Raw genomic sequence first — 21,170 nt, forward strand, 5'->3', positions numbered from 1 at the left:
TGCCGGAGCGGAGGATTAGTCCTCGACGATGAACTCCGCCAGCTCGCCGGCCATCTGCTGGGGCAGGCGGACGTCGATACGCGTGCCGTGCTCGGTGTACTCCTCGGAGCGGACGGTGCCGTACTCGTGGAGACGCGAGATGATGTCGCCGCGGGTGAACGGGACGAGCAGCACCAGGTGCGCGTCGAGGGAGTTGAGGAACAGCTCGATGCGCGCCTCCAACTCCTTGATGCCCTCACCGGTGACGGCGGAGACGTACACCGCGTCCTCGACGGCGTGGCGCAGCTCGGCCAGGACGAGCGGATCAGCCTGGTCGATCTTGTTCACCACGATCATCTCCGGCGGGGCCTCCTCGCCGGTCTCCTTGACGATGTCGTAGATGACCTTGTTCACGGCCTCGATCTGCTTGAGGGGGAACGGGTCGGAGCCGTCGACGACGTGGAGGACCAGGTCGGCGGCGAGCACCTCCTCGAGCGTCGACTTGAAGGCCTCGACCAGCTGCGTGGGCAGGTGACGGACGAAACCGACGGTGTCGGTGAACACGACCGCGCGGCCGTCGGCCAGCTCGGCGCGCCGGGTGGTGGGGTCCAGGGTGGCGAACAGCGCGTCCTCGACGAGCACACCCGCACCGGTCAGGGCGTTGATGAGCGAGGACTTGCCGGCGTTGGTGTAGCCGGCGATGGCGATCTGCGGGATCGTCGACGCCTGGCGGCGCTGGCGCTTGATCTCACGGGCGGTCTGCATGCCGGCCAGCTCGCGGCGGAGCTTGGCCATCTCGGTGCGCAGGCGGCGGCGGTCGGCCTCGATGCGGGTCTCACCCGGACCACGCAGACCCACGCCACCGTTGGACCCGGCGCGGCCACCGGCCTGCCGGGACAGGCTCTCGCCCCAGCCACGGACGCGGGTGTACAGGTACTCCATCTGCGCGAGGGAGACCTGCGCCTTACCCTCCTTGGACTTCGCGTGCTGGGCGAAGATGTCGAGGATGAGCATGGTGCGGTCGATGACCTTGGTGTTGAGCGCGGTCTCGAGCGCGACGAGCTGGCCGGGGCTGAGCTCACCGTCGAAGATGACGGTGTCGGCGTCGGTGGCGAGGATGATCTCCTTGAGTTCCTGCACCTTGCCGGAGCCGATGTAGGTGCCCGGGTCCGGCTTGTCGCGGCGCTGGTAGAGGGCCTCGAGGACCTCGGCGCCGGCGGTCTCCGCGAGGGCGGCGAGCTCGTCCATGTTGGCGTCGACCTCGGCGGCGGTGCCCTCGGTCCACACGCCCACGAGGATGACCTGCTCGAGGCGCAGCTTGCGGTACTCGACCTCGGTGATGTCCTCGGTGTCGGTGGAGCGGATCTCCGTCCGGCGGGTGACGCGACGGAAGCGGTTGCGGTCGTCGAGGTCGAGTTCACCGACGGTGGGGGTCAGCAGTCCGGACAGGTCCGTTCCGGGTTCCTCCGGGATGGTCGGCTGCGGCGCGTTGTCGCGGAAGGCGCGGGCCAGCAGGTCGTCATGGGAGGTGTGGTCGGGGTCGTGCTTGAAAACATCAGTCATTAGTGTCCATTGTTCCACGCCGGACCGAGAGTTAACAGTACCGGTCCGCCGCACCCGGCCTGGACGGGACAGGAGCGGCACGCGCCGGTCCCGCAGGACCCGGGGCTGGTGAAGTGCTGGAGCACGGCGCGGACGAGGCTCTCGGGCAGCCCGGTGTGCTCCGCGATCTCCCGGGTGGTGCGTGCCCCGGCGTCGACGGCGGCGCGGATGCGTGCCAGCGGTCCCTCCTCCCCCACCGTCACCACCACACGCTGAGGAGCTGGAAGGTGCCCACGGCCAGCAGCCACGCGACACCGAGCTGGAGCACCAGTCCGGCGAGCGTCCACCGCAGGCCGATCTCGCGGCGCTGCGCGGCGAGGGTGGCCACGCACGGGGTGTAGGCGAGCAGGAACATCATGAAGGCCCACACCGCCGGCAGGGCGTGCCCGCCGGAGGCCTCCTCGAAGTCGCGGGTGACGGCCTCCCCCAGGTCCTCCCCGGGGTAGGTCTGCGCCCAGGTGGACAGGACCGCCTCCTTGGCGACGAACCCCGTCACCAGCGCGCCCGTGATCGTGCCGGAGCCGAAGCCCGCCGGGGTGAAGACCGGGGCGATCGTGTCGGCGACGGCGGCGTAGGCGGAGTCCGCGACGGGCAGGTCCTCGTCGGCGAAGGAGCGGCCGTCGACCACCGGGGTCGCCTGCAGGAGGAACACCACGGTCACACAGGCGACGATGACCGTCGAGGCGGTCCGCAGGAAGCCGGCGACCCGGGTCCACGTCACCCGGCCCACCATCCGCAGGCCCGGCCACTGGTAGCGCGGCAGGTCGATGACGAGCGGTTCGCTGCCGAATCCCCGCCACAGCAGCCGTCGCACGAGCATGCCGACACCCACGATGAGCAGCACCGACATCACGTACATGGCGAAGACGACGGAACCCGCGTGCTCGGGGAAGAAGGTGGCCGCCAGCATGACGTAGACGGTCAACCGGGCGGTGCAGGAGGCGAAGGGGATGAGCAGTGCGGTGAGGATGCGGTGTTCCCGCCGTCCCAGGATGCGGGTCGCCGCGATCGCCGGGACGTTGCAGCCGAAGCCGACGATGAGGGGGATGAACGCGCGGCCGGGCAGACCGATGGTCCGCATCGTGCGGTCGGCGACGACGGCCGCACGGGACATGTACCCGGAGTCCTCGAGCACCGCCAGACACAGGAACATCAGCGCCATGAGCGGGACGAAGGTGAGCACCATGCCGACTCCGGCGATGAGTCCGTCGACGATGACGGCCTCCGCGATCCGGTTGCCCAGCAGTGTGCGGGCGGCCTCGCTGACGGGGCCGCTGAACAGCCGGTCGAGCAGGTCCTGGAAGGGGGCGGCCACGGTGGTGGTGATCTGGAAGACGCCCCACATCACCGCGAGGAACACCAGTGGTCCCGACACGGGGTGCAGGGTCACGGCGTCGAGCCGGTCGGTCCACGTCCGCTGCCGCGGCCGCTTGTCGACGGCCCCCTCCATCACCGCCGCGATCCACCCGAAGCGTTCCTCCGCCGCGGCGACGTCGTCGCCGGTGACCGGGGCGGAGCGCAGGGCCCGCGGTTCCCGTTCGAGGGCCGCCTCCAGGGCGGGGCCCAGGTCGCTGAGGTGTCGGCGCTGCCGGGGGTTGACCGCCACGACGGGCACCCCGACCGCCGCCGCCAGTGCGGCGGTGTCCACCGGATCCGCCACGTCCGTCTTCGTCAGGGCCACGACCACGCGCAGCTCCTGCTCCAGCAGCTGGGAGACCAGGTAGAGCCCCCGGCCGAGGGCGGAGGCGTCGACGACGGCGAGGACGGCCTCGGGCGGGTCGTCGAGAAGCATGTCCCGGGTGAACTCCTCGTCCGGGCTGGCGGGTTCGAGGGAGTACGCGCCGGGCAGGTCGATGAGGTCGAGGGGCGTGCCGCCGGGGCGCCATTCGCCGCGGGCGACGTCGACGGAGGTGCCCGGCCAGTTGCCCTCCTGGACGCGGGAGCCGGTGAGTGCGTTGAAGAGCGTCGATTTGCCGGAGTTGGGGGCGCCGACGACCGCGACGACCGGGGAGCCGACGGGGGCGGAGCGCAGGGCGGGGCCGTGGCAGCCGGGGGTGTCCTTCATCATCAGGCCGGTGAGACGGTGAGTCCCGCGGCGGTCCGCCGGTCGAGGATGTAGCGGGCCGTGCCCACGCACACGAGGCAGGCCCCGCCGATGGCGCGGCGGTCCAGGGACAGTTCCGCGCCGTGGCCGATCCCCAGTTCCGCGAGGCGGCGCCGGACGTCGGCCGGCATGTCTGGGCTGACGGCGAGCAGGCGCAACGGGCAGTTGCGCGGTGCCGTGGGTAGCGGACAGGTCATCATGTTCCCCTGAATCTCGGATAGGCCCCGTCGATATGTAAGCCTTGCCTAACCGTAGTCCTGTCCGGTCATTTTGGGAAGCCCCGGCCGGGCAGGTTTTTCCTCCACCCGTGAAGGGATAGACTGGGCAACCATGAGCACCGACCTGAAGAGCATCGGACTGGGTTTTGACCGCTGGCAGGATGCCGTGGAAGCAGCCATCGCCACCAACCAGCTGGTCGTCACCGGCGAACTGCGCGGTGGACAGCTGATCCAGTTCACGGACGCCTCCGGCGCCCAGATCAACATCCTGGCCGTCGAGCCTTTCGCCACCTTCGCCGGCTTCGAGTCGGTCACCCAGACCTTCGCCCACGTGAGCATGGTCAACGACGTCCTCGCCCTCTGCGAGATCGTCACCCCGGACGGCAGCGTCCTCACCTCGGTCACCTGCAACCTCGCGCAGGGTCCCCTGCTCGTCGACGCACCCACGCAGACCTGGCAGCAGATCGGCGTCACCGCCCTGGGCCTGGACACCACCGTCTACCCCTCCGCCGCGGAGTACGAGGCCGCCACCGGCGAGGTCACCGGCGTGCTGCTCTCCGAGGGCGCCCAACTGGTCACCTCCGGTTCCGGGGCCGCCGCCCCGGACGCCTCCGCGACCTTCTCCGCCCGCGTCCTCGACTCCGAGTACCGCCACAACCAGCTCACCGGCCAGCGCTTCATCCACGCCACCGTCGACGGGGCCTTCCCCTTCGACCTGTGCCTGGCCGACGGTCCGGAACTCCCGGCCCGTGACTCCGTGGTCGCCGGCACCGCCGTGCTCACCGCCTCCGTCCTGTCCCCGATGTCTGACGGGGGCGGCTGCGGTGGCTGCGGCGGAAGCTGCGGCTGCGGCGGACACTAGGGGACCGGCCGTGCCCGACCGGATGCTGGTGAGACCCGAGCCGAATCGACGTCTGTGGATTCTGCTCATCATCCTGGCCAGCTGCGTCGCGGTGCTCGGCATCTTCCGCCTGCAGGGGTTCCTGCTCCTCCTGCCGATCGCGGCCGTCGCCCTGTTCGTGGTGACCAAGCGGCCCGACACCACTGAGACCCTCGCCCTGCGCTCCTCCATCGCGCTGAGCGCCGAGGACATCGAGGACGTCATCCACGAGTTCGACCACTTCGCCTCCGGGACGGACACGGAGGCCATCGCCGACCGCACCCTGAGCCGCCCGGCCCTGCTCGACCTGGACTGCGCAGACGGCGACATCGCGGCCTTCCACCACCAGTACGCGACCGCCCGACGTTTCCTCGGGCGCCTCGACGCCCGCCTGGCCAACCCCGATCTCGACGTCTCCCAGCTGGAGGCGCTGCTCCAGGTCACCGACCTGCGGGCCCTGGAGATCAAGGAGACCTGGCTGGCCGCACGGCAGGCCGCCCAGCGCCTCGGCCCCGACTACTGACTTCCGGAGGTCAGCGCAGCAGCTCCAACGCGCGGGCGGCCGGGTCCGCGGCCGCGTCGAGCCACACGATGCGGGGATCCCGGTTGAACCAGGAACGCTGCCGACGCACGTAGCGCCGCGTGCCGGTGATGGTGCGCTCCACAGCGTCCTCCCAGCTCAACTCCCCCGCCCGGGCCGCCAGGACCTGTGCGTAGCCGATGGCCCGGCCCGCCGTGGAGTCGGCGACCAGCCCCTCCTCCGCGACCAGCCGCCCGACCTCCTCCACGAGGCCGCGCTCGAACATCTGGCGGGTGCGCAGCTCGATGCGCGGGTTGAGCCACTCCGGCTGCGTCCGCAGGCCGAGGATCCGGGTGCCCCACCGCGGGGGTGCGTCCTTCGGCGGCTGGGAGGCCTGGAAGGGCCGGCCGGTCAGCTCGATGACCTCGAGCGCCCGGACGGTGCGGCGGGGGTCCTTGTCCTCGATGACGGCGGCCGCCACCGGGTCCACGACCGCCAGCTCGGCGTGCAGGGCGTCGATGCCGATGTCCGCCAGGCGCTGCTCCCAGCGGGCGCGGACGGCGGGGTCGGTGGGGGGGAACTGCCAGTCGTCGAGAAGCGACTGGACGTAGAGCATGGAACCGCCGACGAGGATCGGCACCTTCCCGCGCGACATGATGTCCTCGACGTCCGCCACCGCGTCGGCCTGGTAGCGGGCGACCGACGCCGTCTCGGTGACGTCCCAGACGTCGAGCTGGTGGTGCGGGATACCCTCGCGCTCCGCGACGGACAGCTTCGCGGTGCCGATGTCCATGCCGCGGTAGAGCTGCATGGAGTCGACGTTGACCACCTCGCCGCCCAGCTCATGCGCCAACGCGAGTCCCAGCGCCGACTTGCCTGAGGCCGTCGGCCCGACGACCGCGACCGGTGTCAGATCTGCCATGCCGCCACGTACCTTCCCACTCCATGTCCGATGTCCGAGTCCACCAGCTCCGCCCGCCGCGGGGCCAGGGCCGCCAGTTCGAGCCACAGCTCCGGTTCCAGGATGCCGCTCTCCGGGGGCAGCTCCCCGACCTCCCGCCCGGCCAGCAGGTCCCGGCACCAGGTGTCCGCCGCGGCGGCCTGCGGGAGCAGCGCCAACGGGGCGCGTTCCGTCAGCCCTGCGGAACCGTCGAGGGCCACCAGCGTCAGCGCCTCCGGATCCGGCTGCCCCAGGTCCGCACGGACCTCCGTCACCCGCGTAGCCCGCTCCCCCAGCATGTAGCGCTGCACCAGCTCCGGCAGATGGTGCCCCGCACCGACCTGCACCTGCGGTGCGCCCCAGGCGCGGAAGGAGCCCTCCACACCGGTCTCCCACCGGGGGGACCGGGAGCCGACGAGGTGGACGGGGCGGTCCCCGGTGGCGTCGACAAGCGAACGGAGCTCCGCGACCATACGCTGACCTGCGGTATCGCGGGGAGCGAGTTCCCGGACCAGAGCCGGTCCGGCGGGCATCACGACGAGGTTGGTGCTCACCCGGGACATCCTACTGACTCCTGCTGACAGTCCCGAACGCTGCGCGGTATGTTAGTTGAAGCACAACAGGCAGCCGTGTCGCGCGGCATGACGACCAGTAAAGGACCCCGACATGACCAACTCCCCGACGCCCTCCCCCACGCCCGGCCCCAAGCCAGGCCTCCGTCCGGGCCCGAAGCCTGGTCCCCTGCCGGGTGTCGGCCACCGTCCGACCCCCTCGCCGCGTCCCGCCGCCCCGGCCGCCGTCCGCCCGCCGAAGAACGACCCCGCCAAGTGGGGTCGCGTCGACGCCGACGGCTCCGTCTTCGTCAGGACCGCCGACGGGGAGCGCCAGATCGGCTCCTGGCAGGCCGGCACCCCCGAGGAGGGCCTCGCCCACTACGGCACCCGCTTCGATGACCTGGCGACCGAGGTCGAGCTGCTCGAGGCCCGCCTGGTGGCCCACCCGGACGACGCGAACTCCATCAAGGAGACCGCCGGCCAGCTGCGCCAGACGCTGCCGACCGCCGCCGTCATCGGTGACCTCGTCGGACTGGACAAGCGCCTGGGTGACATCATGGAGCACTCCGACGCCGCCGGTGAGCAGGCCAAGGCCGACCGCGCCCGCCGCCGTGAGCAGGCCATCGCCCGCAAGGACGCCCTGGCCACGGAGGCCGAGGAGCTGGCCGAGAAGTCCACCGACTGGAAGGCCGCCGGCGACCGCCTGCGCGCCATCCTCGAGGAGTGGAAGACCGTCCGCGGCATCGACCGGAAGACCGACGACGCCCTGTGGAAGCGCTACTCCCGCGCCCGGGACGCCTTCAACCGTCGCCGCGGCTCCCACTTCGCGGAGCTGGACCGGGGCCGCGCCGCCGCCCGCCGCGCCAAGGAGACCCTCGTCGAGCGTGCGGAGGCCCTCAAGGACTCCACCGACTGGAACGAGACCGCCCGTGCCTACCGCGACCTGATGAAGGAGTGGAAGGCCGCCGGCCGCGCCCCGCGCGATGTCGACGACAAGCTGTGGGAGGCCTTCCGCGCCGCCCAGGACCACTTCTTCAACGCCCGTAACGCCGTCAACGCGGAGCGGGACAAGGAGTTCATCGCCAACGCCGAGGCCAAGGACGCCCTCCTCGCCGAGTACGACGCCCAGATCGACCCGGCCAAGGGACTCGACGGGGCCCGCGCGAAGCTGCGTGAACTGCAGGAGAAGTGGGACGAGATCGGCTACGTCCCCCGCCACCAGGTCCGTGAGTACGAGGACAAGATCGGCGCGATCGAGAAGCGTGTCTCCGAGGCGGAGGAGTCCCAGTGGCGCCGCACCGACCCGGAGGCCCAGGCCCGCGCCCAGCAGTTCCTGGACAAGGTCGCCGACTTCACCGCGCAGGCCGACGCCGCCGCCGCGAAGGGCAACGCCAGGAAGGCGGAGAAGCTGCGCGCCCAGGCCGCCCAGTGGCAGGAGTGGGCGGACGCCGCCGCCAAGGCAGTGGAGGACCTCTAGGGTGCGTTTCACCCGTATTGATCGGCCGGTTCCGGGTGCGGAACCGGCCGATGCCGTTGTCAACCTCGTCTTCCTCGCCAATCTCGCCGCCCAGGAGACCACCGGCGACACCGCCTCCTCCACCTCCGTCGAGCGGGTGCAGCACCGCCTGCGCGGTTCCGTGGAGTACGACACCCTCGCCTTCGCCCTGGAGGTGCCGGACGAGGATCCCGCCGGCTACCTCCTCGTCAGCACTCCCCTGCTGGAGGACCGCGACGTCGTCGAGGCCGAGGTCATCCTCGACGCGGGCCATCTCCCCCTCCCGGGTGCCGGTTTCGAGTCGGAGGGCCGCACGGTGCTGTCCACGCTGTTCGCGGAGGCCGAGGCCGTCACCGCCCGCCTGGGGCGCAGCGTCGTGCAGACCTGGCTGCTCCACCCCGCCGACGAGACCCCGGGCACCGGCGAGTGGGCCGACCTCCTCCGCGAACGCGGCTACTCCCTCGGCCTCACGGAGATCCAGGGTGTCGTTGAAGTGGACGCGGGCACGCCCGACTGGCCCTCAGGGGTCACCGTGGAGGTGGTCCGCAACCTCCGCTTCCCGCCCCCGCTTATCGACGGCGTCCTCGCCCTCTACCACCGCGCCTCCGTCGACGTCCCCACCGGTGGGCTCGTCGCCGAGCCCGTCGACTGGACGCGGGAGCGGCTGGCGGCGGCCGCCCGCCGGGTGGTCACCACCGGACGGGAGATGGTCAGCGTCGTGCTCTCCGACGCCACCGGGGTCATCGGCATCAGTGAGATCACCCGCTTCCCCGGCTCCGAGCCGGGCATCGCGGAGCAGGGCATCACCGTCATCGACGTGCGGGCCCGCGGCAACGGCTACGGCCTGCGCATCAAGCAGGAGGCCCTGCGCGCGGCGGCGGAGCACCTCGGGGCGACGCGCGTCTACACGTCGAACGCCGCCGACAACACCTGGATGGTCGACATCAACCGTCGGCTCGGGTGGTGGGTCGTCAGCGGCGGATCCGGCTGGCAGAAGCGTCTCTAGTCCTTCTGGTGACGCTCGCTGGCGCGGGAACGGCGGTCGTCGATGAGCAGCGGGTTCTCCTCCGGGGAGATGTTGGCCTGCTGCTGCATGCGGCCGACCTCGTCGAGGTTGTCGGAGCTGGCGCGGTCGCGGGCCAGCTTCTCCTGTTCCGGGTTACGGCGGAACATGGTCATCGCGTAGCCGAGGAAGGCGAGGACCAGTGCCAGCAGGGAGATCCAGAAGCCGAGGTTCATCTCGACGCCGTCGTCGGCGTTGGCGCGGGTCTGCCGCAGCCAGAGGGCGAAAAGCGAGTACGCGGTGCCGACGGTGGTGATCATCCACGCGGGGATGGCCACGAACAGGCGGCGGGTCAACAGCGTGAGTGTGGTCAGCACACCGACGCCGAGGAAGGCGAGGACGGCGTAGACGTACTCGGTGATCTTGATCCCGGCGTCGGCGGCCGGCTGCAGCTGGAACAGGACCTCGTAGCCCCGGACGGAGCCGGCCTGCGGCAGGACGAGCGACACCGCGTAGAGGACGACGGCCGCGACGAACAACCAGAGCCGACCTCCCAGATCCAGGCGGGAAGCCACGCGCTTCTCACGGGTGGCGAGCTCCTGTGGGACGTTACTCACGGTCGGTGTTCTCCTCTGGGGGTCGGTGGTGACTTTCTATGCAGCCTACGTCAGCAGCCGCAGGAATCCGCGGCGGCCGAGGGTGCCGAGGGCTCCGGGCGTCCGATGGACGGCAGCCCCAGGCCGACGCCGATGGGCTCGGTCGTGGGGACCTGTCCGGCGGCGGACATGTCGCCGGCGCGGGTGCGGCGGTGGGTGAGCACGGTGGCGTCGGCAAGCAGATGGTGCGGTGCGGAGGCGGTGACCGTGGTGGTGACGATGTCACCGGGACGGATGTCGCCATCGAGGTTGCCCTGCGGGGCGAAGTGCACGAGGCGTCCGTCGCGGGCGCGGCCGGTCATGCGGCCGGTCTTCTTGCGGCCTTCGGCCTGGACGAGCAGCTCCACCTCGGTGCCGACGAGCTTCGCGTTCTCCTCACCGGAGATGCGCTCCTGGAGGGCGAGGAGACGCTCGAAGCGCTCCTGGACGACCTCCTTGGGGATCTGGTCCTCGTACTCGGCGGCCGGGGTGCCCGGGCGCGGGGAGTACTGGAAGGTGTACGCCGAGGTGAAGCGGGCCTTCTCCACGACGTCGAGGGTGCCCTGGAAGTCCTCCTCCGTCTCGCCGGGGAAGCCGACGATGATGTCGGTGGTGATGGAGGCGTGCGGGATCTTCTCCCGGACCTCGTCGAGGATGCCGAGGAACTTCGCGGAACGGTAGGAGCGCCGCATCTCCTTGAGCACCTTGTCCGAGCCGGACTGCAGCGGCATGTGCAGCTGCGGGCACACGACCGGGGTCTCGGCCATGGCGTCGATGACGTCGGAGGTGAACTCGGCCGGGTGCGGGGAGGTGAAGCGCAGGCGCTCCAGGCCCTCGATCTCACCGCAGGCGCGCAGCAGCTTGGAGAAGGCGCTGCGGTCACGCTCCAGCTCCGGGTCGGCGAAGTTGACGCCGTAGGCGTTGACGTTCTGTCCCAGCAGGGTCACCTCGGTGACACCCTGGTCGACCAGGGCCTGTACCTCGGCGAGGATGTCGCCCGGGCGGCGGTCGATCTCCTTGCCGCGCAGCGCGGGGACGATGCAGAAGGTGCACGTGTTGTTGCAGCCGACCGACACGGACACCCAGCCCGCGTAGGCGGACTCGCGCTTGGCGGGCAGGACGGAGGGGAACGCCTCGAGGGCGTCGACGATCTCGACCTGCGCCTCCTCGTTGTGCCGGGCGCGTTCCAGCAGGGTCGGCAGGGAGCCGATGTTGTGGGTGCCGAACACCACGTCGACCCACGGGGCCTTCTGCACCACGGTGTCACGGTCCTTCTGCGCCAGACAGCCGCCGACGGCAATCTGCAGGCCCGGCTGCTCACGCTTGGTGGCGCGGAGCTGGCCGAGGGTGCCGTAGAGGCGTTCGTCGGCGTTCTCGCGGACGGCGCAGGTGTTGAACACGATGAGGTCGGGGTCATTTTCGCCGGCGGCGGTGTAGCCGGCCTCCTCGAGCAGACCCGAGAGACGCTCGGAGTCGTGCACGTTCATCTGGCACCCGAAGGTGCGCACTTCGTAGGTGCGGGGGGTGTCGGTCTCAAGCTGTGCCACGGTAGGCCATTGTAACGACCGTGCTGGTGGCGACCTAAACGGTGACGGCCGTGACCGGCCGGAAGTTAGCAGACTTCGCGATGTTGCAGAAAAGTTAACTCAAAGTCGTATGACCAAGGCCCGCTTATGTCTAAGATCAGACTATGACCCAGACCACACCTGCTTCGGATCGTGTTCCACCGGACACGGGATCACCCATGATCCGGATGACGGACGTGCAGAAGTACTTCGATGACTTCCAGGCGCTCAAGGACATCAATCTCGAGGTCCCCAAGGGCCAGGTCGTCGTCGTCCTCGGGCCCTCCGGCTCCGGTAAGTCCACCCTGTGCCGCACGATCAACCGCCTCGAGACCATCGAGTCCGGCACCATCGAGATCGACGGTGTCCTCCTCCCCGAGGAGGGCCGCGACCTGGCCCGGCTGCGCGCCGACGTCGGCATGGTCTTCCAGTCCTTCAACCTCTTCCCGCACCTGACGATCAAGGACAACGTCACCCTCGGCCCGATGAAGGTCCGGAAGATGAAGAAGGCGGACGCCGAGAAACGCGCCATGACCCTGCTGGAACGCGTCGGCATCGCCAACCAGGCCAGCAAGTACCCGGCGCAGCTGTCCGGTGGACAGCAGCAGCGCGTCGCCATCGCACGTGCGTTGGCGATGAACCCGAAGATCATGCTTTTCGACGAACCGACCTCCGCCCTCGACCCCGAGATGGTCAATGAGGTCCTCGACGTCATGGCCAGCCTGGTCAAGGAAGGCATGACCATGGTGGTGGTCACCCATGAGATGGGGTTCGCGCGCCGCGCCGCGGACCGGGTCCTGTTCATGGCCGACGGAGCGATCGTCGAGGACGACACTCCCGAGGAGTTCTTCACCAACCCGAAGACGGACCGTGCCAAGGACTTCCTCGGCAAGATCCTCTCCCACTGATTTCCCCCTCCACTTACACCACAAAGGAAAAAGACCCATGAAGCGCAACATCCTCCGCCTCTCCGCCCTCACCTCCTCCGTCGTCCTCGCCGGCGTCACCCTCGCCGCCTGCGGCGACTCCTCCGGCAGCGGTGACGGCATGCTCGCCGCCATCGAGTCCGGCAACGTGACCATCGGCACCAAGTACGACCAGCCGGGCCTCGGCCTGCGCAACCCGGACGGTTCCATGGCCGGCCTCGACGTCGACATCGCGGAGTACATCGTCAACCACATCGCCGAGGACAAGGGCTGGGACGCCCCGACCGTCACCTGGCGTGAGACCCCTTCCGCCCAGCGTGAGACCCTCATCCAGAACGGCGAGGTCGATCTCATCGCCGCGACGTACTCCATCAACAAGGGCCGCTCCGAGTCCGTCAACTTCGGTGGCCCCTACCTCATCACCCACCAGGCGCTCCTGGTCCGTGAGGACGAGACCGAGATCTCCGACCTCGAGTCCCTCGACGGCAAGATCCTCTGCTCCGTCACCGGCTCCACCCCGGCCCAGAAGGTCAAGGACGCTCTCCCGGGTGTCCAGCTGCAGGAGTACGACACCTACTCCTCCTGCGTCGAGGCACTGCGCCAGGGCAACATCGACGCGATGACCACCGACGCGACCATCCTGCTCGGCTACTCCGCGCAGGCCCCGGGCCAGTTCAAGGTCATCGAGATGGAGAAGGACGGCGCGCCGTTCACCAACGAGTACTACGGTGTCGGCCTGGCCAAGGACGACGCCGAGGGCACCGACGCCATCAACGCCGCCCTGACCAAGCTGCACGAGTCCGGCGAGTTCGACAACCTGCTGCAGAAGAACCTCGGTGGTGACGAGGCCGTCTCCCCGGGCACCCCGGGCGACCTGTCCTTCCTCGACAACTAGCAGCCCGCCGACAAGGAGCCCCTCATGACAACGCTATGGGCCGAGCTCGGTCCCCGGTTGTGGCCGGCTTTCTGGCTGACCATCCAGCTGACGGTCTACTCCGCCATCGGGTCGATGATCCTCGGTACCATTCTCACCGCCATGAGGGTCTCCCCCGTGAAGATCCTGCGCGGGTTGGCCACGTTCTACATCAACACGGTCCGTAACACCCCGCTCACGCTGATCATCATCTTCTGTTCCTTCGGCCTGTACCAGAACCTCGGTCTGGTCATGGCCGACCGGTCCTCCCCCACCTTCCTGGTGGACAACAACTTCCGGCTCGCGGTCCTCGGCTTCGTGCTCTACACCTCGGCGTTCGTCGCCGAGTCGCTGCGGTCCGGCATCAACACCGTCCACTTCGGGCAGGCGGAGGCCGCCCGTTCCCTGGGTCTGTCCTTCAGCCAGATCTTCGGCAACATCGTCTTCCCGCAGGCCGTCCGCGCGGCGATCATCCCCCTGGGCAACACGCTCATCGCGCTGACGAAAAACACCACCATCGCCTCGGCGATCGGTGTGGCGGAGGCCTCGCTGCTGATGAAGGCCACCATCGAGAACCACGCCAACATGCTCTTCGTGGTGTTCGGCATCTTCGCGCTGGGCTTCATCATCCTGACCCTGCCCACGGGCCTGGCCCTCGGCCGTCTCTCCGACCGGATGGCGGTGAGGAAATAATGTCCGTACGCGCCACAGTGCTCTACGACGCCCCCGGTCCCCGCGGTCGTCGCAACAACATCATCTTCACCATTCTCACCGCGGTGTTCACGGTCCTGGTGGCCGGCTGGATCATCTGGACCCTCAACGAGAACGGCCAGCTCACCGCCGCCAAGTGGACCCCGTTCCTGGATTCCCTCACCTGGCGGACCTACATCCTGCCGGGCCTGTGGGGCACCCTGAAGTCCGCGTTCGTCTCCATCATCCTGGCCATGGTCCTCGGTGTGCTCCTCGGCCTGGGACGCCTCTCGGAGATGGCGTGGCTGCGCTGGATCTGCGCGGTGATCGTCGAGTTCTTCCGCGCCATCCCGGTGCTGCTGCTCATGATCTTCGCGTACCAGATGTTCGCCATCTACCGCATGGTCCCGCCCCGGGAACTGGCCTTCGCGGCGGTCGTCTTCGGACTGACGATGTACAACGGCTCCGTCATCGCCGAGATCCTCCGCTCCGGCATCAAGTCCCTGCCCAAGGGGCAGACCGAGGCCGCCCGCGCCCTGGGCATGTCCCATGCGCAGACGATGCGTACGATCCTCCTGCCGCAGGCGATCGCCGCGATGCTGCCGGCGCTCATCGCGCAGATGGTCATCGCGCTGAAGGACTCCGCGCTCGGCTACCAGATCGGTTACGTCGAGGTCGTCCGCTCCGGTATCCAGACCGCGTCCGTGAACCAGAACTTCCTGGCCTCGCTGACGGTCGTGGCGATCATCATGATCCTCATCAACTGGGCGCTCACCTCGCTGGCCCAGCGCATCGAGCGACAGCTGCGCGCCGGCCGTGCCCGCCGCAACATCGTGGCCAAGGTCCCCGAGATGCCCGACCAGGGCCTCGACACCAAGGACAACGTCAACGTCGACTGGCACGACCCCGACTACGTCGAGATCAGGAACCCGGGTCAGTAGAACTTGTCGACGCCGCCCTCAACCCCCGTGGTCGAGGGCGGCGTCGCCCTGTCCGCCCTCACCCCGCACCTCGATACCATAAGGTACTTTGCATGTGGAAACCACGGGCGGCGCTCGCCGCATTCCTGACCACGCTCCTCGTGGGGTGCACTCCCGGCCTGGGCGGCCCCGACGTGAGCGACGAACAGATGCACTCCGACCTGGCCGAGGCCTGCCGCTTCGAGTTCCAGCTCCTGGCGCAGTCGGAGGATTACCTCAACCTCAAGTCCAGCCCGCACGTGGTGGAGTCCTTCGAGCGGACCTCCGACGCCGAGGGCCTCGTCCGGGTCCGCACCGACGTGTCGAACGGCGACCACCAGGAATTCCCCGCCCTGTACACCTGCTCGGGCATGAACCGGAGCGAGGGGGCGTGGATGTCCGCGCCGCACCTGTACGACACCACCATCACCGAGATCGACTGGCAGGAACCCGCCCCGCCGTGGCCCCCGACGCGTCCGTTCCCGCACCGCATGCCACAGGCCCCGCCCGGCTACCTCACGCAGGCCTCAGCCGACGGGGTGTTCGACGATGCAGAGCCCTGGGAATGGCTGCGGTACCCCAACCGGGTCATGCCGGGAGCCAGCTTCCACTCCGAGAGCACCCAGGCCCAGTCCGGGTACTGCACCTTCGGATTCTTCGTCGGACACGAGGGGCGGGAACAGGTTCTCACCGCGGGCCACTGCGGGCACGTCGGATCGGTCATCAGCGCCAACCCGTTCGAGGAGATCGGCAGCGTCGAGGTGGGAACCCTCGTGCGCCAGGCCTACGATCACCACACCGACAACGTCGACATCGCCGTCATCGACATCGAGGATGACCGGCTCATCGACTCCCATGAGCTCCCCTTCGCGGAACCGCTCCTCGGGGTCAAGGACGCGGTATGGGTCGGGGAACACCGGCCGCGGCTGTGTCGCCTCGGCCGGACGTCGGGTGTCTCCTGCGGAGAATACCTCGGCATGACGCCGGGCGGACAGATCCTCGCACACCTGGAAGCCGAGGGCGGGGACTCCGGAGGCCCCGTCGTCGCCGTGACCGACGAAGGCCTGTGGGCCGTGGGGTTGACTGCCGCGGAACACAATCACCGTCGCGAGACCACGGTCACCCCCATCGCCGAGTGGATGGAGGAGTGGGACCTGACGCTTCTGGGCACCCGCTGACGGAGCTTGTCAGACCAGTTCCTCCACCCGCGCGGCCAACGCCTCCCTGGCGATGCGCAGGCTCATCCCCTGGTTGAATCCCCGCCGGGCGAGCACGCCGACGATACGGCGCAGCATCTTGTCCGACTCGGCGCGGTCCGCCGGGGCGGTGCGCACGGAGCGGGCCTTCTTCTCGGCGAGGCTGCGTGCCATCTGTTCCTCGTCCGCGGGGTCGATCTGCTCCAGGGCCTCGGCGCGCACCCCTGCCGCGACGCCCTTGTCGCGGAGCTCACGGTCGAGCACCCGGGCGGACTTGCCACGGCGGGCGTGACGCTGCCGTACCCACTCGTGGGCGAAGACCGCGTCGTTGAGCAGGCCGACACCGGCCAGGTCATCGAGGACGTCGTCGATGACCACCGGATCGAACTCCAGATCCACCAGGCGGCCGCGCAGTTCGTGGCGGGACCGCGCGCGGGCGTCGAGAAGCAGCAGTGCCCGGCGGCGGACCGCGGCCTTCGCCTCCTCGGCCTCATGGTCGAAGAGGCTGCCGGGCGTGTACTCCGCCATCGCCGCGCGCAGCTGCGCGATCTTCTGCTCCTGGCTGGTCACCGGCGCTCCCCTACTTGGCGGCTGCGGCTGCGCTGCCGGCCTCCGCCTCGTCGTCGAAGTCGACGTTCGGGACCATGTCCACCGGGTCGTCGCTGAGGCTGTCCTCGTCCGTGGCGGCGTCCGGGCCGATGCCGAGCTTGGCGAAGATCTTGCGCTCGATCTCATCGGCCAGCTCGGGGGTCTCCTTGAGCAGCAGGCGGGCCTTCTCCTTGCCCTGGCCGAGCTGGTCACCCTCGTAGGTGTACCAGGAGCCGGACTTCTTCACGATGCCGTTCTCCACGCCCATGTCGATGAGCGAGGACTCGCGGGAGATGCCCTCGCCGTAGATGATGTCGAACTCGGCGATCTTGAACGGCGGGGAGACCTTGTTCTTGACCACCTTGACGCGGGTCCGGTTGCCGATCGCGTCCTGGCCGTCCTTGAGGGTCTGGATACGACGGACGTCGAGGCGCACGGAGGCGTAGAACTTCAGGGCCTTACCGCCGGTGGTGGTCTCGGGGGAACCGAACATGACGCCGATCTTCTCACGCAGCTGGTTGATGAAGATCGCGGTGGTGCCGGAGGTGTGCAGCGCACCGGTCATCTTGCGCAGCGCCTGGCTCATGAGGCGGGCCTGGAGACCGACGTGGGAGTCACCCATCTCGCCCTCGATCTCGGCCTTCGGGGTGAGTGCGGCGACGGAGTCGATGACGATGATGTCGATGGCGCCGGAACGCACGAGCATGTCGGCGATCTCAAGGGCCTGCTCACCGGTGTCCGGCTGGGACACGAGCAGGGCGTCGGTGTCCACGCCGAGCTTCTTGGCGTAGTCGGGGTCGAGCGCGTGCTCGGCGTCGATGAAAGCGGCGATGCCGCCGGCCTTCTGGGCCTGGGCGATCGCGTGGAGGGCCACGGTGGTCTTACCGGAGGACTCCGGACCGTAGACCTCGATGATGCGGCCACGCGGGTAGCCGCCGATGCCGAGCGCCACGTCGATGGCGGTGTTACCGGAGGAGATGACCTGGATCGGCGGGCGGTTGTCGTCACCCAGACGCATGACCGCGCCCTTGCCGAAGTCCTTCTCGATCATCGCCAGGGCTGCATCGAGAGCCTTCTGGCGGTCATCGCCCTTCTGGGCGGTGGCCTTCTTCTTGGATGCCATGGTGACGGTTCCTTCTGTTGGGTGGTCGATGGTGCCGGAGATACCGGTGTCGTCGGTTGCTGGGTCGGGTGTGCAGATGTCCACACCCCCTTAGACCCCGGTCGTCCCCGAAAGGATCCCGGATCCGACAGGTCGGTCACGAGTGCTCGATCCGGGCCCCACCGTATCCACAGGGCGGGACATGAGGATCATCGACCTCGAACATACACGCACACCCGTTCGAACACAACGTCAGCGGCCCGGACGTTCCCGGCCCAGACGCCGCTCCTCCGGGACGTCGAAGTCACGGCAGATCTCCTCCCACACACTCCGCAGGTCAGCCCCCTCCTCGACGAGGTCCCCGACCACCCCGCCGAGCCCCGCGAGGTAGTGGCTGTGGACGATGTGCCGGGCCTTGGCCCGTCCGAACTCGTCCGCGAGCAGTTCATGGAATTCCGCCAGTCGCATGCCACGATCGTACCGACACACCATCCACAGGCCGCCCCGACACCGTGCTGAACGGCGTTCAATGCTATCGTTTCCGCCATGACCACCACTGCTGCGCGCCCCGCCCGCACCTCCCGTTCCGCGGTGCAGGACCTGGCCTACATCGCCGTCTTCGCCGCCCTCATCATCGTGTTGGCCTTCGTGTCCATCCCCGTCGGAGCCGCCGGCGTCCCGATCGTCCTGCAGAACGCGGCGATCGTCCTCGCCGGCCTCGTGCTCGGCGGCCGCCGCGGCTTCCTGGCCGCCGCGCTCTTCCTCTTCCTGGGTCTCATCGGCCTGCCGGTCCTCGCCGGTGGCCGCACCACCCTGTCCGCCCTCGCCGGCCCGACCGTCGGCTACCTCGCCGGTTACCTCGTCTCCGCCGGTGTCGCCGGCTTCCTCGCCTACCGTGCCCGCCCGAAGAAGCGCGGCGAGCAGGCCATCTGGTTCACCGTCGCCGCCGCCGTCGGCCTGCTCCTGCAGTACACCCTCGGTGCCCTCGGCCTTGTGTGGCGTGCGGGCATGTCCCTGACGGAGTCCATCATCGCCCAGGGCGCGTTCGTCCTCCCGGACGCCGCCAAGTTCGCCTTCATGGTCGTCATCGCCCTCGGTATCCACGCCGCCTTCCCGGATCTGCTGGCACGTCGTAAATAATGCCCACCATCACCTTTGAAGACGTCTCCGTCACCTTCGACGGGGACGTCTCCCCCACTCTGGACCGGATCTCACTCACGCTGACCGAGCACCGCATCGGCATCATCGGCGCGAACGGTTCCGGCAAGTCGACGCTCGCCCGACTCATCAACGGCCTCGGTGACCCCACCTCCGGCCGCGTACTTGTCGACGCCGCCGACGTCGCCCGCCACGGCCGCGACATCCGCCGCCGCGTCGGCTTCGTGTTCTCCGACGCGGAGAACCAGATCGTCATGCCCCAGGTGCGTGACGACGTCGCCTTCTCCCTCCGCCGCCTCAGGCTCTCCCGCGCCGAGCGGGACGCGCGTGTCGACGCCGCCCTGGCCCGCTTCGGCCTCACCGGACTCGCGGAGAACTCCCCGCACACCCTGTCCGGCGGCCAGAAGCAGCTGCTGGCCCTGGCGTCCGTGCTGGTCATCGAGCCGGACCTCATCATCGCCGATGAGCCGACCACACTGCTCGACCTGCGCAACCGGGCCCGCATTGCCCGCGAGTTCGCCGCCCTCGAGCAGCAGCTCATCGTGGTCACCCACGACCTGGACATCCTCGCGGACTTCGACCGCGTGCTCTGCCTCGACGAGGGCCGGATCATCGCCGACGGCTCCCCCGCCGAGGTCTGCGCCCACTACCGTTCCCTGATGCTGGCATGAGGAACATCCCGCTGGGTGTGTACCTGCCGGGCACCACACCCATCCACCGCCTGCCCGCCGGCTGGAAGTTCCTGTGCCTCCTGGCGTTCATCCTCGCCTCGACCTTCCTGGTCAAGACACCGTTCGTGGCGGCGACCTGGCTGGCTGTGGTCGTGCTCGGCTACGTCGTGGCGCGCGTGCCCCTGCGCACCGCCCTCGGCCAGACTCTGCCGGTCCTGCCGGTCCTGCTCGTGCTCGGTGCCTTCCAGTGGTGGCAGCGCGGCTGGGAGTTCGCGCTGACGACCGTGCTCGTCCTCTTCGCCTCGGTGGCGGCGGCCGCCCTGCTGACGCTGACCACCACCGTCGCCGAGCTCATGGGTGCCATCGAGCGGGGGCTCGCCCCCTTCGAGCGTGTCGGGCTGCCCGTCGAGACGATCTCCCTCGCGGTGTCACTGACGCTGCGTCTCATCCCCCTGCAGCTGGCCACCGTCCACGAGGTTCTCGCTGCACGGAAGGCCCGCGGCGCCGGTTTCTCCGTGGCCGCGTTCGGCACCCCCGTGCTCGTCCGCTCGATCCGCCGGGCCCGTCTGCTGGCCGAGGCACTCATCGCCCGCGGCGCAGCCGACTGACGGCACCACCCCAGACACAGCGACGCGGCCCGGGAAGTTCCCGGGCCGCGTCGCTTCATTTCCGTCAGAACGGAAGGTACGGGATGGAGGACAGGGAGGACAGGACGGAGGACATCAGGGTCGTGTACAGAAGAAAAAGGCTGCTCATGGCTCCCAGGTTACCGAAATTCCGGGGGTCGGGGTGCTAGGTGCTATTCGTGCACGCAACCGCGGGTGTCGTGGAGACCGCACTGGGGGATGCCCAGCAGGCTCAGCGCCAGCGAGGAGAGGAAGCCACCCATGGAGGACAGGAAACGGAGGTAGTCTGCGACGATGTTCATACCCCCAACTGTAGGCGTGTCGCATGTCACGTCAAGGGTCTGTGGCGTCCCGTGACTGAATCGTTGACACCCCGGGGGCCGCTGGACAGCGGCCCTCCGGGGTGTCGTCGACAAACAGGCTACTCGCCGCGCAGCTCACGCATGCGCTGGGCGACGGCGTCGTCGGTGACGTTCGTGGCGCCGCCCTCGATGGCCTTGTCAGCCTGGCCGGAGGTCAGCTGACCACCGCCCTGCATCTCGGCGCGGATCTGCTCGAGGCGGGAGTGACCGGCCATCTGGATGCCGGCCTGCTGCACCTCGGCCATGCGGCCCTCGACGGAGTTCTGGGCCAGCTCGGCCTGACCGAGGGCGTTCGCGTAACGACGCTCGATCTTCTCACGCACCTGATCCAGGTTCGGGGTGGAACCGGCGGTGATCGCGTTCATGGACTGCAGGGACTCGGAGACCTTCTCCTGCATCTTGGCCTGCTCCAGCTGGGAGAGCAGCTTGGTGCGCTCGGCGACCTTCTGCTGCAGGGCCATGGCGTTGCGCTCGACGGCCTGCT

Annotated in this window: 25 protein-coding genes; 12 read left to right on the forward strand and 13 right to left on the reverse strand. The window is 69.1% G+C overall.

The features are described from left to right. Positions 1–15: 15 nt before the first annotated feature. The 4 genes from hflX to GXZ33_RS10070 are packed head-to-tail and all read right to left on the reverse strand — an operon-like array spanning position 16 to position 3,882. The gene (hflX, locus tag GXZ33_RS10055; RefSeq protein ID WP_291340899.1) at positions 16–1,542 is read right to left on the reverse strand and encodes a GTPase HflX; all 1,527 of its coding nucleotides are present in this window, start codon (positions 1,540–1,542) and stop codon (positions 16–18) included. Further along, on the reverse strand, positions 1,542–1,778 hold the full coding sequence (locus tag GXZ33_RS10060) for a hypothetical protein (RefSeq protein WP_291340900.1): 237 nt from the start codon (positions 1,776–1,778) through the stop codon (positions 1,542–1,544). The genes hflX and GXZ33_RS10060 overlap by 1 nt, the downstream gene beginning before the upstream one ends. Positions 1,779–1,780: 2 nt before the next feature. Beyond that, on the reverse strand, positions 1,781–3,646 hold the full coding sequence (gene feoB / locus GXZ33_RS10065; RefSeq protein ID WP_291340922.1) for a ferrous iron transport protein B: 1,866 nt from the start codon (positions 3,644–3,646) through the stop codon (positions 1,781–1,783). 2 nt (positions 3,647–3,648) lie between these two features. Further along, entirely contained in the window at positions 3,649–3,882 is a 234-nt protein-coding gene (locus GXZ33_RS10070; RefSeq protein ID WP_291340901.1) for a ferrous iron transport protein A, read from the reverse strand. A gap of 133 nt (positions 3,883–4,015) precedes the next feature. On the opposite strand from GXZ33_RS10070, the gene GXZ33_RS10075 reads away from it, so the two are divergent. Together GXZ33_RS10075 and GXZ33_RS10080 are read left to right on the forward strand one after the other, a co-directional pair. After that, entirely contained in the window at positions 4,016–4,765 is a 750-nt protein-coding gene (locus GXZ33_RS10075) for a hypothetical protein (RefSeq protein WP_291340902.1), read from the forward strand. A gap of 10 nt (positions 4,766–4,775) precedes the next feature. After that, positions 4,776–5,306 carry a hypothetical protein gene (locus GXZ33_RS10080; RefSeq protein ID WP_291340903.1) on the forward strand — a complete coding sequence of 177 codons (531 nt, stop codon included), beginning with the start codon at positions 4,776–4,778 and terminating at the stop codon, positions 5,304–5,306. A gap of 10 nt (positions 5,307–5,316) precedes the next feature. Here the strand turns inward: GXZ33_RS10080 and miaA are convergent, their stop codons facing one another. Together miaA and GXZ33_RS10090 are read right to left on the reverse strand one after the other, a co-directional pair. Next, entirely contained in the window at positions 5,317–6,225 is a 909-nt protein-coding gene (gene miaA, locus GXZ33_RS10085) for a tRNA (adenosine(37)-N6)-dimethylallyltransferase MiaA (RefSeq protein ID WP_291340904.1), read from the reverse strand. Then, a complete protein-coding gene (locus tag GXZ33_RS10090; RefSeq protein WP_291340905.1) occupies positions 6,213–6,806 on the reverse strand; it encodes a hypothetical protein in 594 nt (197 codons plus the stop codon). The genes miaA and GXZ33_RS10090 overlap by 13 nt, the downstream gene beginning before the upstream one ends. Positions 6,807–6,909: 103 nt before the next feature. Between GXZ33_RS10090 and GXZ33_RS10095 the strand changes: the two genes are divergently transcribed. Together GXZ33_RS10095 and GXZ33_RS10100 are read left to right on the forward strand one after the other, a co-directional pair. Beyond that, positions 6,910–8,274 (forward strand): DUF349 domain-containing protein, encoded by a 1,365-nt coding sequence (locus GXZ33_RS10095; protein ID WP_291340906.1) that lies wholly within the window; start codon positions 6,910–6,912, stop codon positions 8,272–8,274. 1 nt (position 8,275) lies between these two features. Beyond that, positions 8,276–9,298 (forward strand): GNAT family protein, encoded by a 1,023-nt coding sequence (locus GXZ33_RS10100; protein WP_291340907.1) that lies wholly within the window; start codon positions 8,276–8,278, stop codon positions 9,296–9,298. On the opposite strand, the gene GXZ33_RS10105 is transcribed toward GXZ33_RS10100, so the two are convergent. Beyond that, on the reverse strand, positions 9,295–9,912 hold the full coding sequence (locus GXZ33_RS10105) for a hypothetical protein (protein ID WP_291340908.1): 618 nt from the start codon (positions 9,910–9,912) through the stop codon (positions 9,295–9,297). The genes GXZ33_RS10100 and GXZ33_RS10105 overlap by 4 nt on opposite strands. Before the next feature lie 50 nt (positions 9,913–9,962). After that, a complete protein-coding gene (gene miaB, locus GXZ33_RS10110; RefSeq protein WP_291340909.1) occupies positions 9,963–11,477 on the reverse strand; it encodes a tRNA (N6-isopentenyl adenosine(37)-C2)-methylthiotransferase MiaB in 1,515 nt (504 codons plus the stop codon). Positions 11,478–11,674: 197 nt separating this feature from the next. Between miaB and gluA the strand changes: the two genes are divergently transcribed. The 5 genes from gluA to GXZ33_RS10135 all read left to right on the forward strand — a co-directional run bounded on the left by gluA (position 11,675) and on the right by GXZ33_RS10135 (position 16,161). Continuing rightward, the gene (gluA, locus tag GXZ33_RS10115; RefSeq protein WP_040086034.1) at positions 11,675–12,403 is read left to right on the forward strand and encodes a glutamate ABC transporter ATP-binding protein GluA; all 729 of its coding nucleotides are present in this window, start codon (positions 11,675–11,677) and stop codon (positions 12,401–12,403) included. 37 nt (positions 12,404–12,440) lie between these two features. After that, on the forward strand, positions 12,441–13,316 hold the full coding sequence (locus GXZ33_RS10120) for a glutamate ABC transporter substrate-binding protein (protein ID WP_291340910.1): 876 nt from the start codon (positions 12,441–12,443) through the stop codon (positions 13,314–13,316). A gap of 24 nt (positions 13,317–13,340) precedes the next feature. Continuing rightward, positions 13,341–14,027 (forward strand): glutamate ABC transporter permease GluC, encoded by a 687-nt coding sequence (gluC, locus tag GXZ33_RS10125; protein WP_291340911.1) that lies wholly within the window; start codon positions 13,341–13,343, stop codon positions 14,025–14,027. After that, complete coding sequence (locus tag GXZ33_RS10130) at positions 14,027–14,965, forward strand: amino acid ABC transporter permease (protein ID WP_291340912.1); 939 nt, start codon at positions 14,027–14,029, stop codon at positions 14,963–14,965. The genes gluC and GXZ33_RS10130 overlap by 1 nt, the downstream gene beginning before the upstream one ends. 92 nt (positions 14,966–15,057) lie before the next feature. Next, on the forward strand, positions 15,058–16,161 hold the full coding sequence (locus tag GXZ33_RS10135; RefSeq protein WP_291340913.1) for a hypothetical protein: 1,104 nt from the start codon (positions 15,058–15,060) through the stop codon (positions 16,159–16,161). A gap of 9 nt (positions 16,162–16,170) precedes the next feature. Here the strand turns inward: GXZ33_RS10135 and recX are convergent, their stop codons facing one another. The 3 genes from recX to GXZ33_RS10150 form a co-directional block, all read right to left on the reverse strand. Further along, the gene (gene recX, locus GXZ33_RS10140) at positions 16,171–16,749 is read right to left on the reverse strand and encodes a recombination regulator RecX (protein ID WP_291340914.1); all 579 of its coding nucleotides are present in this window, start codon (positions 16,747–16,749) and stop codon (positions 16,171–16,173) included. 10 nt (positions 16,750–16,759) lie between these two features. Next, positions 16,760–17,890 carry a recombinase RecA gene (gene recA / locus GXZ33_RS10145; RefSeq protein ID WP_291340915.1) on the reverse strand — a complete coding sequence of 377 codons (1,131 nt, stop codon included), beginning with the start codon at positions 17,888–17,890 and terminating at the stop codon, positions 16,760–16,762. Between the two features lie 231 nt (positions 17,891–18,121). Next, positions 18,122–18,337, reverse strand: coding sequence for a DUF3046 domain-containing protein (locus GXZ33_RS10150; protein WP_291340916.1), 216 nt, complete (start codon positions 18,335–18,337; stop codon positions 18,122–18,124). 78 nt (positions 18,338–18,415) lie between these two features. Between GXZ33_RS10150 and GXZ33_RS10155 the strand changes: the two genes are divergently transcribed. Genes GXZ33_RS10155 through GXZ33_RS10165 form a run of 3 tightly spaced genes read left to right on the forward strand, consistent with a single transcriptional unit; the run spans position 18,416 to position 20,306 of the window. Then, on the forward strand, positions 18,416–19,009 hold the full coding sequence (locus GXZ33_RS10155) for a biotin transporter BioY (protein ID WP_291340917.1): 594 nt from the start codon (positions 18,416–18,418) through the stop codon (positions 19,007–19,009). Beyond that, positions 19,009–19,698, forward strand: a complete 690-nt coding sequence (locus tag GXZ33_RS10160) for an ABC transporter ATP-binding protein (RefSeq protein WP_291340918.1) — start codon at positions 19,009–19,011, stop codon at positions 19,696–19,698. The genes GXZ33_RS10155 and GXZ33_RS10160 overlap by 1 nt, the downstream gene beginning before the upstream one ends. Then, positions 19,695–20,306 carry an energy-coupling factor transporter transmembrane protein EcfT gene (locus tag GXZ33_RS10165; RefSeq protein WP_291340919.1) on the forward strand — a complete coding sequence of 204 codons (612 nt, stop codon included), beginning with the start codon at positions 19,695–19,697 and terminating at the stop codon, positions 20,304–20,306. The genes GXZ33_RS10160 and GXZ33_RS10165 overlap by 4 nt, the downstream gene beginning before the upstream one ends. Positions 20,307–20,497: 191 nt before the next feature. Here the strand turns inward: GXZ33_RS10165 and GXZ33_RS10170 are convergent, their stop codons facing one another. Next, positions 20,498–20,626, reverse strand: coding sequence for a hypothetical protein (locus GXZ33_RS10170; RefSeq protein ID WP_291340920.1), 129 nt, complete (start codon positions 20,624–20,626; stop codon positions 20,498–20,500). 119 nt (positions 20,627–20,745) lie between these two features. Next, positions 20,746–21,170: PspA/IM30 family protein (locus GXZ33_RS10175; protein WP_291340921.1), on the reverse strand; the 425-nt coding region annotated here is incomplete at its 5' end.

This window comes from Corynebacterium sp. (genome assembly GCF_012838985.1).
GTDB lineage: Bacteria > Actinomycetota > Actinomycetes > Mycobacteriales > Mycobacteriaceae > Corynebacterium.

Coding starts and splice junctions, on each gene's coding strand:
- hflX (WP_291340899.1), bottom strand. CDS start 1,542: ATGACTGATGTTTTCAAGCACGACCCCGACCACACCTCCCATGACGAC.
- feoB (WP_291340922.1), bottom strand. CDS start 3,646: ATGAAGGACACCCCCGGCTGCCACGGCCCCGCCCTGCGCTCCGCCCCC.
- GXZ33_RS10070 (WP_291340901.1), bottom strand. CDS start 3,882: ATGACCTGTCCGCTACCCACGGCACCGCGCAACTGCCCGTTGCGCCTG.
- GXZ33_RS10075 (WP_291340902.1), top strand. CDS start 4,016: ATGAGCACCGACCTGAAGAGCATCGGACTGGGTTTTGACCGCTGGCAG.
- miaA (WP_291340904.1), bottom strand. CDS start 6,225: ATGGCAGATCTGACACCGGTCGCGGTCGTCGGGCCGACGGCCTCAGGC.
- GXZ33_RS10090 (WP_291340905.1), bottom strand. CDS start 6,806: ATGTCCCGGGTGAGCACCAACCTCGTCGTGATGCCCGCCGGACCGGCT.
- GXZ33_RS10095 (WP_291340906.1), top strand. CDS start 6,910: ATGACCAACTCCCCGACGCCCTCCCCCACGCCCGGCCCCAAGCCAGGC.
- gluA (WP_040086034.1), top strand. CDS start 11,675: ATGATCCGGATGACGGACGTGCAGAAGTACTTCGATGACTTCCAGGCG.
- GXZ33_RS10120 (WP_291340910.1), top strand. CDS start 12,441: ATGAAGCGCAACATCCTCCGCCTCTCCGCCCTCACCTCCTCCGTCGTC.
- gluC (WP_291340911.1), top strand. CDS start 13,341: ATGACAACGCTATGGGCCGAGCTCGGTCCCCGGTTGTGGCCGGCTTTC.
- GXZ33_RS10130 (WP_291340912.1), top strand. CDS start 14,027: ATGTCCGTACGCGCCACAGTGCTCTACGACGCCCCCGGTCCCCGCGGT.
- GXZ33_RS10135 (WP_291340913.1), top strand. CDS start 15,058: ATGTGGAAACCACGGGCGGCGCTCGCCGCATTCCTGACCACGCTCCTC.
- recA (WP_291340915.1), bottom strand. CDS start 17,890: ATGGCATCCAAGAAGAAGGCCACCGCCCAGAAGGGCGATGACCGCCAG.
- GXZ33_RS10150 (WP_291340916.1), bottom strand. CDS start 18,337: ATGCGACTGGCGGAATTCCATGAACTGCTCGCGGACGAGTTCGGACGG.
- GXZ33_RS10155 (WP_291340917.1), top strand. CDS start 18,416: ATGACCACCACTGCTGCGCGCCCCGCCCGCACCTCCCGTTCCGCGGTG.
- GXZ33_RS10160 (WP_291340918.1), top strand. CDS start 19,009: ATGCCCACCATCACCTTTGAAGACGTCTCCGTCACCTTCGACGGGGAC.
- GXZ33_RS10165 (WP_291340919.1), top strand. CDS start 19,695: ATGAGGAACATCCCGCTGGGTGTGTACCTGCCGGGCACCACACCCATC.
- GXZ33_RS10170 (WP_291340920.1), bottom strand. CDS start 20,626: ATGAACATCGTCGCAGACTACCTCCGTTTCCTGTCCTCCATGGGTGGC.